12 protein-coding genes are annotated in these 14,136 nt (G+C 52.6%); 8 read left to right on the top strand and 4 right to left on the bottom strand.

What is annotated here, in order from left to right; all coding sequences use genetic code 11:
- The 3 genes from IQ256_RS25565 to IQ256_RS25555 all read left to right on the top strand — a co-directional run.
- Positions 1–599 (top strand): FAD-dependent monooxygenase (locus IQ256_RS25565; protein WP_193858526.1); only part of this gene is annotated, 599 nt, incomplete at its 5' end.
- Positions 600–706: 107 nt separating this feature from the next.
- Positions 707–2,566: an alpha/beta hydrolase gene (locus tag IQ256_RS25560; RefSeq protein ID WP_193858525.1), complete on the top strand. Its 1,860-nt coding sequence runs from the start codon at positions 707–709 to the stop codon at positions 2,564–2,566.
- Between the two features lie 114 nt (positions 2,567–2,680).
- Positions 2,681–3,037, top strand: coding sequence for a Spx/MgsR family RNA polymerase-binding regulatory protein (locus tag IQ256_RS25555; protein ID WP_193858524.1), 357 nt, complete (start codon positions 2,681–2,683; stop codon positions 3,035–3,037).
- Positions 3,038–3,102: 65 nt separating this feature from the next.
- On the opposite strand, the gene IQ256_RS25550 is transcribed toward IQ256_RS25555, so the two are convergent.
- Positions 3,103–4,053 carry a hypothetical protein gene (locus tag IQ256_RS25550; protein ID WP_193858523.1) on the bottom strand — a complete coding sequence of 317 codons (951 nt, stop codon included), beginning with the start codon at positions 4,051–4,053 and terminating at the stop codon, positions 3,103–3,105.
- Positions 4,054–4,258: 205 nt separating this feature from the next.
- On the opposite strand from IQ256_RS25550, the gene IQ256_RS25545 reads away from it, so the two are divergent.
- Complete coding sequence (locus IQ256_RS25545; protein WP_193858522.1) at positions 4,259–5,800, top strand: NAD(P)/FAD-dependent oxidoreductase; 1,542 nt, start codon at positions 4,259–4,261, stop codon at positions 5,798–5,800.
- A 27-nt stretch (positions 5,801–5,827) separates the two neighbouring features.
- On the opposite strand, the gene IQ256_RS25540 is transcribed toward IQ256_RS25545, so the two are convergent.
- On the bottom strand, positions 5,828–6,502 hold the full coding sequence (locus tag IQ256_RS25540; protein WP_193858521.1) for a slipin family protein: 675 nt from the start codon (positions 6,500–6,502) through the stop codon (positions 5,828–5,830).
- A 440-nt stretch (positions 6,503–6,942) separates the two neighbouring features.
- Complete coding sequence (locus tag IQ256_RS25535) at positions 6,943–7,419, bottom strand: SMI1/KNR4 family protein (RefSeq protein ID WP_193858520.1); 477 nt, start codon at positions 7,417–7,419, stop codon at positions 6,943–6,945.
- 418 nt (positions 7,420–7,837) lie between these two features.
- Between IQ256_RS25535 and IQ256_RS25530 the strand changes: the two genes are divergently transcribed.
- Both IQ256_RS25530 and IQ256_RS25525 read left to right on the top strand, forming a co-directional pair.
- Positions 7,838–8,377: a DoxX family protein gene (locus tag IQ256_RS25530; protein ID WP_193858519.1), complete on the top strand. Its 540-nt coding sequence runs from the start codon at positions 7,838–7,840 to the stop codon at positions 8,375–8,377.
- A gap of 219 nt (positions 8,378–8,596) precedes the next feature.
- Positions 8,597–9,949, top strand: a complete 1,353-nt coding sequence (locus IQ256_RS25525; RefSeq protein WP_193858518.1) for a M17 family metallopeptidase — start codon at positions 8,597–8,599, stop codon at positions 9,947–9,949.
- Between the two features lie 224 nt (positions 9,950–10,173).
- On the opposite strand, the gene IQ256_RS25520 is transcribed toward IQ256_RS25525, so the two are convergent.
- Complete coding sequence (locus IQ256_RS25520; RefSeq protein ID WP_193858517.1) at positions 10,174–10,386, bottom strand: hypothetical protein; 213 nt, start codon at positions 10,384–10,386, stop codon at positions 10,174–10,176.
- On the opposite strand from IQ256_RS25520, the gene IQ256_RS25515 reads away from it, so the two are divergent.
- The gene (locus tag IQ256_RS25515) at positions 10,385–12,085 is read left to right on the top strand and encodes a hypothetical protein (RefSeq protein WP_193858516.1); all 1,701 of its coding nucleotides are present in this window, start codon (positions 10,385–10,387) and stop codon (positions 12,083–12,085) included. The two genes, IQ256_RS25520 and IQ256_RS25515, sit on opposite strands and share 2 nt — an antisense overlap.
- A 50-nt stretch (positions 12,086–12,135) precedes the next feature.
- On the top strand, positions 12,136–14,136 hold a 2,001-nt coding region (locus tag IQ256_RS25510), incomplete at its 3' end, for a DUF3685 domain-containing protein (protein ID WP_193858515.1).

Genomic DNA, 14,136 nt, shown 5'->3' with positions numbered 1-14,136 from the left:
CTTCTTGGGATGGGCGATTGCAGATTGGGTGGATCGTGGAGAAAGGCTTCGACTCCGCTCAGCCTTCAGGCAAGCATCTAGCTCAGCTCAAGGAGAGCGATTGGATTGAACGATTTGTGAGGGCGCTGCCGCCGAAGCTGGCAGAGCACTTTCGCGATTACAAAGATGAATTGGAAGGGCCGATCTTTTTGGATGTGCGCGTGGGCTGCTGCGAACAGTGGAGCATTCCAGGACTATTGCTCATTGGGGATGCGGCGCACCCGATGGCACCCAACCGCGCCCAGGGGATTAATATGGCGCTTCGAGATGCGATTGTGGTAGCCAATCACCTAGCGCTGGTAGATAACCGCAACGGCAAGGTGCCCGACGAAGTCTTTCAGGCAATTCAAAGCGAGCGACAGCCAGAGGTAGAGGCGGTACAAAAGATGCAGCTCGCCGAGTGGCGGAAGGTAGAGTTTATCTCGCGGCCTGGGTTGCCTTATCAAGGATTTAAGGCAGTCATCTCTACGTTCGGTCGCTTTGCATTTACCCAGAATATCTGGCTGCATGAGCAAAAAGGACTCAGAGAAGGCGTTGTGCCAGTCAGCCTAAAAGCTTAATCGCTTCATAGGTCGGCTATCAAGTTTGAAGCGATCGGATAAGATTGGCAGAAAGCTAAACCGCTCGGTTTAGCCTTTGATACAGTGACATCCTGGTCAATTTACCTATGCTTTTCTTCTCTGCTCGAAGCCATCGCTTGCTTGGTTCATCTAAAGGTTCATCGCGAGAACGTTTACGCAAGAGAGTCTCGAAAAGCGGGGCGGTTCAAAGCCAGACAGGCAAAGGCCAGACAGGCAAAGGCCAGACAAGATCAATTGGTCTAGCCGCTAGCTTTTTCGGCGGCCTGTGTCTTAGTGGGCTGTTTCCGCTGATGATGGCCCGTCCGGCGGTGGCGGCTGAAGAGGTGATTTTGACCTATGGCTTTGCTGAAATTTCGACTTCGGTCGAGGCGCTGCGGATCTATGCCCGGACAGGGCAAGCCAATGAGGAACTGTCGCCCTACATCAGGTATCTGAGCGAAGAGCAGCAAGCGCAGTTTCGTCAGGCACTACAGGCTAAGCAAGAGATCAGCCCGGTGAATATCTCTCAGTTTTTGCACTCGGGCATTGGTGAAAATATCTTGCGCTCGGTCGGCAATATTATTCAGACTAAGGGTCGAAGCAACGGTGCTCAAGGGTTACGAGGGGCGCTAGTACTAGCCGCTGCCGAGCCAGAAGGACTGTCTTTGCTCAGCGTATTAGACTACTTTCCTTCTAGAGCGGTGCGGATTGATTCGGGTCAGGCGCTGCGTGGGTTGGGATCTTTTACGGGTCTGATTCGAGATACGCAAAATGCGATCACTGCGATCTCCCGTCGCAGTGTCCCCGCTGCGACCATTGGCGCTGCCCCCACGTTAGATGAGCTTTCTGCGGCTGGGCCTTATCAGGTCACACAGCAGATGTTGGAGCCTGTTGATCTAACGCGCGATCGCCTCATTCCCACCGATCTCTATCTGCCAGTCGATGCGCCGCCCGCGCCTGTGATTATCTTTTCTCATGGGTTGGCAGGCGATCGCAAAGGCTTTGTCAATGTCTCTCGCCACTTGGCTAGTCACGGCTACGCGATCGCGGCGCTCGATCATCCTGGCAGCAATCGAACTCAGCTAGACGCGGTGCTGAGCGGTAATGAAAGAGAGATTGCCACGCCGGGTGAATTTCGCGATCGCCCCTTAGATGTCTCTTTTTTGCTAGACGAACTTACCCGGCTAAATGCAGGTAACAGTGACTTGATCGGTCAGTTAGATCTAGACCAGGTTGGCATCATCGGTCATTCTTTTGGCGGCTACACAGCGCTAGCCCTAGCAGGCGCACAGCTCAACCGCGAGACATTAGCCGCTAATTGCGCTTCAGACGACTTCATCTTCAACGAAGCTAACCCGTCTATGCTGCTGCAATGTACCGCCCTGTTAGATTCTACCCAGTTTACCGCCGAGCTCAAAGACGAGCGAATCAAAGCCGTCATCGCCCTCAATCCGGTCACCAGCAGCTTGTTTGGCCGCAGCGGTCTCTCACAAATTGATATTCCTAGCCTGATCATCTCAGGTACCAACGATCCGGTCGCCCCGGCTTTGCTAGAACAAGTTCGCCCTTTCACCTGGCTAAGCCAATCGCCAGACGCACCAGCTCATTTTCTGGCCCTGATTAGAGGCGGCTCGCATCTCTACGAATTTCCCGAGGTAGAAGGCGCTGATCCTGCCCTTGCTAGCGGCCTGCTCAACAGCGACTTGCCCTTAGTCGATAGCTACCTAGAAGCGCTGACTTTCGGATTTTTTCAGGCCGAGCTCAACCAAAACGCCATCTATCAAGAGGTGCTCGACAACGCCACCATTGTCCAAATCGGCAGACAGCCGATCCCACTTTATCTAGTCAACAGTCTGAGCGCCGATCAACTGCGACCCGCCACGCCAGCAGCACCGACCTCTCCCCCGGCCTCTCCCCCAACTGCGCCTCCAGCCGAACCCGCGCCAGTCTCTGTCTTACCTTTCTAGCGCGGCCCTTCTAGCGCATGGCTCTTCTAGTGCGTGGCCCTTCTAGCTCAATGACATAGACTATCTAAAGCAATTTCCAACGACCAGGCTTAACCTACGTTCTATATATCTCCTATGACTTTGAAAGTTTACGGCATTCCCAACTGCGGCACTTGTAAGAAGGCGATCGCCTGGCTAGAAGACAAAGGCATTGCCTACGAATTCATCAACACGAAAGAACAGCCACCGACCCAACCTATGATTGAAAAATGGGTCGAAGCGCTGACTGCTAGGCCGATGCGAAATACCTCCGGCCTCTCGTACAGGGCTCTAGGCGAAGAGAAAAAAACCTGGAGCGACCAGCAGTGGGTAGAGGCGTTTGCAGATGACGCGATGCTGCTAAAGCGGCCCCTGTTTGAAAAAGATGGCACAGCGGTTATGGCTGGCTTTCGGGCCAAAGAAGAAGAGAAAATAGAAAAGCTGTCTGCCTGAATGTTCAGAAGGCTACAGAGAGTGTTCTACAAACCTTGTAGCCGTTGCGTTATGCTCTCAGACTGCTATCGAAGCAGTCGATATGCTCTTCTGACGCTACCTGCTTCAATAGGGCGAGAGAACCATCTACGTTCAAGAACGCCGCCCATCAATAAGTTATCAACCCTGTTCCTCGCTTGCAGAAAATCTGGCCTCGGCATCTCTTCAACAAACAGCTCATTCATAAAGTCTTCGACTAGAAGTTCTTTGCCTTGTTCTCTTTCTAATATGCCAAAGATAGCGTCATCCAAAGACAGATAGTCAAATCCTGCTTTCAGGTAAGGTTGCCAGCTAGGTTTTTTCCGTTCGGTTTGCGCTTCGGCTGCTGCACTCTTAGCCGCAGTATCGTCGATTAGAGGCTCGTCAAAGACAATCAAGTCTTTGGGCACAGATGACTTGTTTCCATATTCCAATACGGTGGACTTTTCACCGCCATCGCTAGACGTAGTCGTATACTGTTTCACCATAGAATAGTTTTTTGTATAGACCAGTGCGGTCGGTTTGACGGCTTCAGTACTAGGTACGAACGTTAGACGACCCAGTTCAAAGAAGTCGATGTACTCCTCGCTACCTTTTTTAGGGAATATGTCGTACTTTTCCTCGGAGGTTAGCTCCTGGTCGGTCAGCGGCCTCAGCTCCCATAGCAGCGTGTACTGCCCAGCCTCTATATCGAGTGGATAGCCATGGTGTCCTGCACAAAGATATACCCGACCTTCTGCTGGTACCGTCCAGGGTACGATAAGCGCCCTAGCTGCGTTTGAATCGTAGCTGAGCTGATTTGACTGCTGCACAGTCAGCCAAGCATCACCGATTATTAAATGAAAAGCAACGACGTTAGGTCTGCAGACGATCCCTTGGTCATAGAGAAGGTTGACTTCTTCTCTAGTCCCGTTTGCTAGTACGCTACGAGCGAAAGGTTTGTAGTAGGAGAGTTCAAGCGTTTGACTGATTTGTTGGTCAAATATTATGTCAGGCATGGATACTGTCCTAGATAGCTGCTCTAGATAGTAGAGACTCAAGGTTGAGACGCTTAGTCGCTGAAAATCGAATGCTATCTGAAGGCTATAGAGGCTGTTCTACACAACCTCTAGTCTTTGTGTCAATCCTCCACTATCCGATCCGCTCAGCATAAAACTTTAGTTAGTGTAAAACTCTAGGCTGAACCCTATTCTGACTAGAGATATGGCGTCAAAAACAACAGACGTTGTCGTTATCGGCAGTGGCATCGGCGGGCTGTGTTGCGCTGCCCTGCTAGCCCACTACGGCAAAAAAGTCACGGTCTGTGAAAGTCATACGTTAATTGGCGGGGCCGCTCACGGGTTTGAGCGTGACGGTCATCGCTTTGACTCTGGCCCTTCGTTATATTCGGGGCTGTCCGAAAGCCCTTCACCCAATCCGCTGCGTCAGGTGCTCGACATCATCGGCGAAGATATCGCGTGGGCAAACTACGACACTTGGGGCTGTCGCCTGCCCGAAGGCGATTTTGATACGGCTGTCGGCGCAGACCAATTTTGTGAGGTCTTGCAAAGGCTGCGCGGCCCCAAATCCGTGGCCGAATGGCGAGAGCTGCAGCGGGTGATGCAGCCGTTGGCCAGTGCAGCCGTCGCCTTGCCCACCGCCGCCGTTCGATTTGACTGGGGCGCGGTCAGAACCGCTGCGCCTTTCGTGCCCAAGCTGCTAAAGCACAGCCTGAACACACTGAAGCTGACCGGGCCTTTTAGCCGCATTATGGATGAGGTCATTACCGATCCGTTTGCGCGTAACTGGCTAGATATGCTGTGCTTTCTGCTCTCTGGCCTGCCTGCGAGTGGCACAAGTACCGCCGAAGTCGCCTTTATGTTTGCCGACTGGTATCGACCTAATGTGCAGCTTGACTATCCGATTGGCGGGTCAGCGGCGCTGGTAGAAGCTTTGGCTAAAGGCGTGACTAAGCACGGCGGCGAAATCAAGACTGGATCGCATGTGAGCGGGATTACTACTGAGGAAGGCAGGGTAACGGGCGTAGCGCTGCGCGGCGGCGAGAGAATAGCGGCGCAGACGGTTGTTTCTAACGCTTCGATTTGGGACACGCTAAAGCTAGTGCCCGAAGGGGTGCTGCCCAAGAAGTTTGTGGAGAGGCGATCGCACATCCCCCCCTGTGAAAGCTTCATGCACCTGCACCTAGGCATAGACGCGAAAGACCTACCTTCAGATTTAGCCTGTCACTATATTGTGGTCAATGACTGGGCCAAAGGCGTAGATGCACCCCAGAACTTAGTGCTAATTTCGATTCCGTCTGTACTCGATCCTTCACTAGCCCCGCCCGGCAAACATACACTGCATGTCTACACACCTGGCAACGAACCCTACGAACCTTGGGCAGGCATGACTAGAAGCAGCAAGGCTTACGCGGTGCAAAAAGAAAAGCGCTCAGAAGTCATGTGGCAGGCACTAGAGCGAGTCATTCCTGACATTCGACAGCGAACCACGCTGAACCTGACCGGGACGCCACTGACTCACGAGCGCTATCTAAGGCGCTACCGAGGATCTTATGGCCCAGCGATTCAGGCGGGCAAAGGGCTATTTCCAGGGCCGTTAACGCCAGTAAGAGGGCTGCTATGCTGCGGAGATTCTACCTTTCCTGGAATTGGACTGCCCGCAGTTGCAGCCAGCGGCATGATCGCAGCCCACTCGCTGATTCCAACCGCTCAGCACCAAAAATCACTTAGCGCTATCACTATCTAAACCGTTACGCTGTCATTTTCTCTTCTTCTACAGCTTTTCTTCTACAGAAAGATCGGTAGAAATCACAAACGAGTTTCCTGTCGACTGCTCTAGCGCCTGCAGCCAGCGCAGCTTCAGTAGATTAGGATTGTCATTAATCATCCGGGCCGCGTTCGCCAGATTCCGTAGGGCTGCGCTCTCGCCTCTGGCCCGCTCAAGCTGGGCGACTCCCTCTTGTTTGGCCTGGGCAACTTGAGCGTATAGGTCACGTAGCTTTCCTGGCAGCATCAGATCTCTAATACTGACCTGAGTCAAACGTAGACCTAATGGTGCAACAGCAGGCGTGGCCCGCTCAAGAATTTGCTGACTGAGGATATTACGGTTCATGAGCAGATCTTCCATTGAGACTTCACTCACAACTTCTCTCAGACCGTCCTGCACTATTTTGTACAGCGCCGTGGAGTACGCCGCTACCTGATTGATCGCGACTTCTGGACTTATTACCTCATAAACCACGTTCAGACTCACTTTCAGGCCAATCCCGTCAGCGGTCAAAATCTCTTGCCCAGGAACCGATACGTACTGCGAACGAATGTCTACTTTACGAATCATTCTGCTGCCAAAAATTGGCGTAACCCAATACTGACCGGGCGGCAGTTCTCGCCTAAAACGCCCCTTTATATACTCCAGCCCACGCTCGTACTCAAAAACGGTAATCCGCATCTATCAATATCAATCAAAAATTTTAAGGCCCCTCGACAACTGCTCCAGGTTCATCGGCGGAGGCCTTAACCTGCAAAGCCGCTATCCCTGTACCCGAAGGTCGAGCTGTCGCCAAGGAGCTAGGCGTTCATCCTTATCAAGTCTTTTAGACTTTTGATCATAGAGAAGTGCGATACGCAAAGCCCAATCAGTGATACTGCCGGGCCGCTGACCATTTTCTCTACAGGTTTAAACATACCTGTAGGGCTGTTTCTCAGCTATAGATTTCCGATTATTGGAACAAGCTCGCACCTGCTCTCATTATTTCTTGATGACAAAGAAATACAGCCCTAGCACGGGTTTTCGTTGTTCGCCAACGGTGTTATCTATGCTTTTAGACGTGGCTCAGTTTGGGCTCTCACCTAGTTGTCCCAACTTCGCTCCTCGGGTGCATTAGATTGTTATCTGCCGTTCCCTTGTGAGAATTGGCTATAAATAAAAGTGACAAAGTCTGTCTCAACCTGGAACCAGACGTACGGTGCGTCAGCGGGCTCTTCTGAATACTCGTGGTTCCAGTACCAGATTGGGTATTCACCATCACCTGCCGGATGATACGTATCGAAGCAATATATGCTACCACCCCAGTCTCGGGCAAACGGGATCATTATGCGTGCTTCTACCGACGGGATAAACGAAGACAGCTCGGCTAATTGAAGTATGAAATCGAGGTGGTCGCCTCGGTCAATGCCAAATAGCTGAATACCACTAAAAGCACCACCGTTTAGCTGGCTCAAGAACTCTTTGTAGCTTGGCGGAAGCGTGTGCCCAAGCATACTCTCAGCCACGAGGATCGGTGTGAGAGGAGCTTTATCTAGTAATGCTTTGGATTTGGGATGTGATCGCACCATGTCAATAAACGCGCGGTCAAAGTGCAGCATGTTCCGTGGCGTTGAGGTGAATGGAGTTCAGTTGGGTAACAATTCATGATTAGTAGATTACCCGAGCATCCTGTGTCTTAAGCTTTCCGATCCTGTTACCGAACTAAATTACCGAACCAAGCCCTTGCTGTCAGACCAATTGATTTTTCACCTTGACAAAGTGAATTAAGAATGTTTTTGAAAGATTTGAGTTGCTTTTTTGGATTCGCCAACAGCATCCGTTTCTACATAGCATCCATCTCTACTTGAATCCCTAATCTTTTCTCAGAAAATGTCTGGCTTATCATATTTCTCGCGATGTCAGAAAAACCTTTCTAATTCGGTCGTTTGAGAGACCAAAAGCGGTTTACGTTTGTTATACTTGTTTACATAACGTTTCATAAAACTTAACGTCTTACATATTTCTTAACTGCCACCCATGAACATCTCCTCACTCACCAGTCTCTTCTTCAAACCCAACGTCAACGCTAATACTGCTTCACAGGCAACGCTTGCGATCGCCCGCGTCATCATCGGTCTGATGATGATCCACAACGGTCAAGACAAGCTCGCTGATATCGAAAGCTTTGCTCAGGCATACGTTGCCTACCTGGGCTTGCCTTTCCCGATCTTCCTTAGCTACGTCGCTGCCTACACTGAGCTAATTGCCGCGCCTTTGGTGATGGTAGGTCTCTTCACTCGCCCTGCCGCCTTTGGCCTCTTTAGCACTATGTGCGTTGCGATGTACCACCACGTCAAGGTTGCCGGTCTGAGCCTACCTTACCTAGAGCTCTCTGCAATCTACGCAGCTTGCTTCTTGTACTTCACTGTCAACGGCCCTGGCCTCTTCTCCTTCGATGCTCTGATTGCTAACCGCATTGATGCTAGTGCATTGTCTGCCAAGGCTAAGCAGGTCATGCGTCTAGAAAGAGCTTTCCAAGCTGGGAGCGTTCAAAAGTCTGAAGTGACTGCTCAGTAGACGCTGCTGGCTGAAGGCTCTGTTAGCTGAAGTACTCACGACTTCGGTAGCGTCTTAAAGCGGTTAAGGCTTTGGAGCCACAATCTCCAGATCAAGGTTTCCGATAATCCAAAATCTCCAAATTAAAGCGGTCTTGTCAGTGGCAAGGCCGTTTTCGTTTTTTGTCTCTGGCGATGACGCAAAGGTATACAGTTGAAAAAATCATTTGGAGCGCTAGCTTTGACACGCACTATCCCACTACATTTTGTCGATGAAGAACAAGTCAAACATGACTACGTCAATCAGTCAGTGTGGCTAGAGATGTCTGGATTCACGGCCAGGCCAGGCAGTCACTGCCTGTTGCCTTCTGCTGATGGTGAGCTAGACCAGGTGCTAGTCGGCATGCCTGAGACTTTTGACACCTGGACGCTAGGGGCGCTCTCTCAGACGCTACCGGCTCAAAAATACGCGCTAGCTGATGATTTTTCGGCTGATGTTGCGACCAAGCTCTGTCTCGGCTGGGTCTTAGGCCAGTATCGCTTCACCCGCTACAAGCAGCTAGCTGATGCCCTGCCCGAGCTTGAATTTCCTGACAGCGTCGATGATAGATACGTCACTGCCGCCGCCGAAGCCACTTATCTGGTCCGCGATCTGATCAATACACCTGCGCTGGATATGGCACCACAGCACCTAGCCGATGCCGCCCAAAAGCTAGCTCAGCACTTTGGTGCTACCTGTGAGATCACGCTCGGTGAAGCGCTCTTAGAAAAGAACTATCCCATGATCTACGCGGTGGGCCAGGCGAACAGTGCGCCCAGTACTCAGACGCCTAGGCTGATTGATCTGCGCTGGGGTGAGGTGGATAACCCCACGGTCACTCTAGTGGGCAAAGGGGTTTGCTTTGATACGGGTGGATTGAATATCAAAGCCGCAGCAGGAATGAAGCTGATGAAGAAAGACATGGGCGGCGCGGCGCAGGTACTAGGTTTAGCCCAAATGATCATGCAGCTCAAGGTACCTGTAGCGCTCCGGGTGCTGGTGCCAGCCGTTGAAAACAGCATTTCTAGTAATTCAACTCGGCCATCAGATGTGCTGATTGCTCGCCAAGGTACCACGGTAGAAATCGGCAATACAGATGCAGAAGGCAGGCTCGTGCTGGCAGATGCGCTGACAGAGGCCAGCAGTGAATCGCCCGATCTGCTAATCGATTGCGCCACACTGACCGGGGCAGCGCGAGTAGCAGTGGGGGCCGAGATCGCAGCGCTGTTTTGCAACGATGACGAAACGGCTGAGGCGCTGTTAGCCGCAGGAGAGGCAGTGGACGATCCGCTGTGGAGACTGCCACTGCACCAGCCTTACCGGGCGATGCTAGAGAGTAAAGTTGCCGATCTCAACAATATCTCTAGTACGCCTTATGGAGGCTCGATTACAGCGGCGCTATTTCTCAGCGAGTTTGTTCAAGACCAAGCGCCTTGGATACATCTCGATCTGATGGCATACAACACGCGATCACGCCCAGGCCGCCCAGAAGGTGGAGAAGCCATGGGAATGCGAGCATTGTTTGAGCTGATCCAAACGCGGTTTGGGCGATAGCGTTTATTGAATAAATCTAAGTACTCAACAATTCGCCAGATGCATTTGGCGAATTGCTATACAATTACACAAAAAATTAATCAAAGTGTTTGATGCGGAAGGCTAGGCTTCTGATTCAGTGGGAACTGTAGAGCAGCTTTATATATCAAATATTGTTGATAGCTTTAGGACAATTCATCCTTAGTATTTGCACTCTGTTTGTACAGAGCTTTTGTCCCTATCTACTAGCTGCTGGGTCTTGCTGCTATGACATCTACTCCACCCGCCTCCGCGTCTAATTCCACTCCTAGTTCTGGTGCCGTTGCCGCCTCTAGTTCTGGTGCTGTCACTGCCTCTCGTCCTCGAAAAGGCATACCCAAAGGCTTGTTTTGGCCGCTGGTATGGACGGCAATTCTGATGGTGGCGGGCGCTGTGAGCTGGCGGGCAGTGTCGATCATGACGCGCAATCCCCCTTTGCCAAACTGCAATCAGATTTTGAGTATTGGCACCGATCGTGAGCGGCTGCTATGCGCTCAAGCTAGCGTCCAGTCAGGCTCGGCGCAGGCGCTAGTGGCGGCGATTGAGATGGTAGAGCCCTGGCAGGAGTCGCATCCTGAGTATGAGGAAGCCAGTCGGCTGATGAACCGCTGGGCTAAGGCGCTGCTGCCGGAGCTAGAGAGGATGGTACAGCGCGGTGAGGTGACGCGGGCGATCGCACTGGCCAGGCGCATTCCCAGGCGAGTCGACGTGTATCCCAGGTTCAAGAGCGCGATCGCCACTTGGGATAAAGAATGGAGCGCCGGCAAAGAGATAGAGTCAACCGTCGAGCAAAAGATTGCGGCTCAAAACTGGTCTGGCGCTCGCCGAGACTTGCAGCGCCTGAAGGTGATGAACAGCAACTATTGGGTGCTCACTCGCTATGGTCAGCTAGAAGCCAGAATAGACAGAGAAGAAGACGGTCGCCGCCTGCTAGAAAAAGCTAGGACGCTGGTGGCTCAAAGTGAGAAGACAGGTAATTTGGACAAGCTGGGCGAAGCGCTAGCGATCATTGAGGCCATCAACCTAGAAACGGCAGCGTGGAAAGAGGCCAAGCCCGATATTAACCAGTGGGCAGAGCGCGCTTTGCAATACAGCTTTCAAAAGTGGGAAGAAGAGGATATCGAGGCAGCGATCAAAATTGTGCAGCGAGTGCCGCCCGATTTGGCAGTGACCACTGAGGCCAAAGACCTGCTGCATTTTGGCCATGCCCAGCGCCTAGCGAGCAATCAAGGCGATCGGCTAGCACCGACCTATGGCCAAATCTACAACCTGCTGGAGGCCATTCAAGCAGTTCAGCGCATTTCAACCACTAGTCCCTTTTATCTGGAGGCGCAAGATAGCGCTGCCAAGTGGCAGCAAAAGCTAGACGATATCGTCAAGCTGCACTCTGCTAATGCCCTAGCCGAGATTGGCCGAAAAGCGACCTATCGAATGGCGATCGCCAAAGCCGAACAAATCACCCAAGAGCGCCCGCAAAGAATTCAGGCCCAGACGCTGGTTTCTCACTGGGAAAAAGAAATTCAGCGGATTGAAGATCGCCCCATCCTCGATGCAGCTGTGCAGATCGCGACTAAAGGAGATAAGGACAATCTGCGTCAGGCGATTGCCCAGGCCCAAAAAGTAGAGCAGGGCCGAGCGCTACGAATCGAAGGACAAACCTATATCGCTGAGTGGCAAGATCGAATTGAGATCATTGAAGATCAGCCGCTTATGGACCAGGCTCAAAAGCTGGCTGATAGCGGCAAGCTCAAAGCTGCGATCGCCCAAGCCAAGAAAGTCAAAGAAGGCCGCGCCCTTTACGACACGGCTCAAGCTGCCGTTTCAGAATGGACCACAGAAATTGAAATCATCGAAGATCGCCCAATCTTGACTCGAGCTGAAAATCTAGCGGCGATCGGCCATTTTTCAGCGGCGATCGAAGAGGCCTATCAAATCGCACCGGGTCGCGCCCTCTATAGCGAAGCCCGCAGCAGCATTGCTATATGGGAAGACGAACGGGCTTACATCTGGTCTCTAGAGGAGCCTGCCGAAGAGTATGATGACGACTATAGTGAGGATAGCTATTACGAAGAAGATAGCTATTACGACGATGGCTATTATGACGACGATAGCTGGTAAGGACAGCTATCGCGATAGCTTTGCGAGCGACAACTAAGCGACAACTTTAAATGAGTGACGCGACGCGCCCCCAGCGCAGCCCCAACCAGAATCAGCTACAGCTCGCGCTAGTCGACGCTGACCCGGTGTTTCGACTGGGGCTCAAAGTGTGGCTAGAGCAGCAGAGTGATTTTACTGTCGTAGCCGAAGCCGGTAGCTCGGACGAAGCCTTAGCAGAAGTGCGATCGCGTTTCGACAACTACCAGCGCTCCTTCGACGATCCGGCCCTACGCCAGTCAGACCAGCCGCTCAATCCTCCTATCGATCTGGTCTTGCTCGATCTAGGCATCGGTGATTCAGATCCTGATGCGACGCCAGGCCTGGCGTTGTGTCAACAGCTCAAGACAGAATTTCCCGACCTGCCCATTTTGGTTTTAGGCGCGCAGGCCGAACCCGTCCTTCAAGCCGCCGCCGAACGTATGGGAGCCAACGGCTACGGCACCCGCAGCATGTCCGTTCGCGCCCTAGCGCAGCTCATCCGCCAAGCCGCCGCTGGCCAGGTTCAGTCCCAGACAGACGCCTCCTCACCCCAAAACTCGGCCCAGTACCCACCTCAATATCCGAGCGCAACCGAAACCGAGCCTGCCCCCTTCGTAACAGAACGTAGCCAAAGCTCACTCTCACGCCTCGACGACATTCCCGGCCCGCTGACGGCGATGCGGATCAGCATGCGGCTCTCAGGACTGAGGCAAATCGATCAAAACCTATTTGATATCAGCGTCGCTCGTCAGCAGACAACGTCTTGGCTACAGCAGACTATTCTAGATGGCAAAAAGCGCGAGCTGACAGCGGCCAGGTGGCTAATGGCAATGCTGTGGAAGACGCCAGGCTTCGACTCAGCTCAGCCCTCAGGCCGAATGATGGCGGAGGCAGCGCGCGGTCAAAAGCCAGCTACAGATTGGCTGCGGCTCTCTGGGCAAGCCGCAGCTAGCTACGCCGACAGAACGGCAGCGCGATATTTAGAGCGAGAGGCTTTGGTCCCCAGAGCCGCCACCGCTTTAGCCGAGATTGAGTCCCGGCTGGGAGGGGCTTTGTCAGGGCGACCGGGAGAGGTACAGAATGCAGTGTTTGAAGGGGTGTTTGCGAAGCTGCAGCGACCATTGAAGAATGCGGGAGATCAGCCGTTAGAAATCGATATTCTACGGCCTGATAAGAAGCTGGAGCTGCTGTATCTGGTGCTGAGGCAGCTAGAAGAGTTATTGGCAGACTTACGCGCTTCGCAGGTCACTCCCGGTCAGCTATCGGCGATGTCATCCCAGGTGCTCAAAGACCTATGGGACGTGGTGAATACAGAATTTTTTGGCAAATACTACACGGTGCGCGTGAGCAATGTCGAAGAGGAGGTCGTCAGCCTGCTACAGCAGGAGAAGCCCTTTGTCGAGATGCAAATCTTGAACAACATTCCGCTCGTACCTAAGCTATTTGGTCACTGGCTGTTTCAAGAGGCAGTGATGATCGAAAGCGAGCTGTATTTGGCTACGACACCGCAGGCGATCGCCCGTAGTGAACAGCTGTTAGAAAATCTGATGATTCAAGTCGCCAACGCGGTCGTTCAGCCGTTGCTCAATCGCCTCGCTGATACCGAGTCAATCAAGAAAAGCCTGTACTCGACTCGGATGATGTCTTCTAGAGAGATTGAGCGCTTTCGTAACGATCTATCCTGGCGATATCGCCTGAATCGGCTAGTGAATGAGCCCAAAGCTATCTTTGAAAGCCGCTATAACTTGTTTGTGCTGACAGAAAGAGGAATTGGGCAGATATCAATATACTCGCCGCGCCGGGCCGAGCTGAACCAGCTAAAAGGAATTCCGCTAGTGGTGACGCTGGCGATTGAAACCAGGGATGCGATCGCGCCGCGCTTGCGGACAGCTATTTCCCTACTGGGCAATGGCGTTGTCTACGTTCTGACCGAAGTCCTTGGTCGGGGGCTGGGGCTAGTGGGGCGCGGCATCTTTCAAGGGATGGGCTCCGCATGGCAAGATACCAAGAGCAAAGGCCGCCCTGGCTCTACC

Source organism: cf. Phormidesmis sp. LEGE 11477 (assembly GCF_015207105.1).
In the GTDB taxonomy this organism is placed as follows: Bacteria; Cyanobacteriota; Cyanobacteriia; order Phormidesmidales; family Phormidesmidaceae; genus Phormidesmis.
The sequence above is the reverse complement of the archived record's forward strand: the minus strand, read 5'-3'. Positions and strand labels throughout refer to the sequence as shown.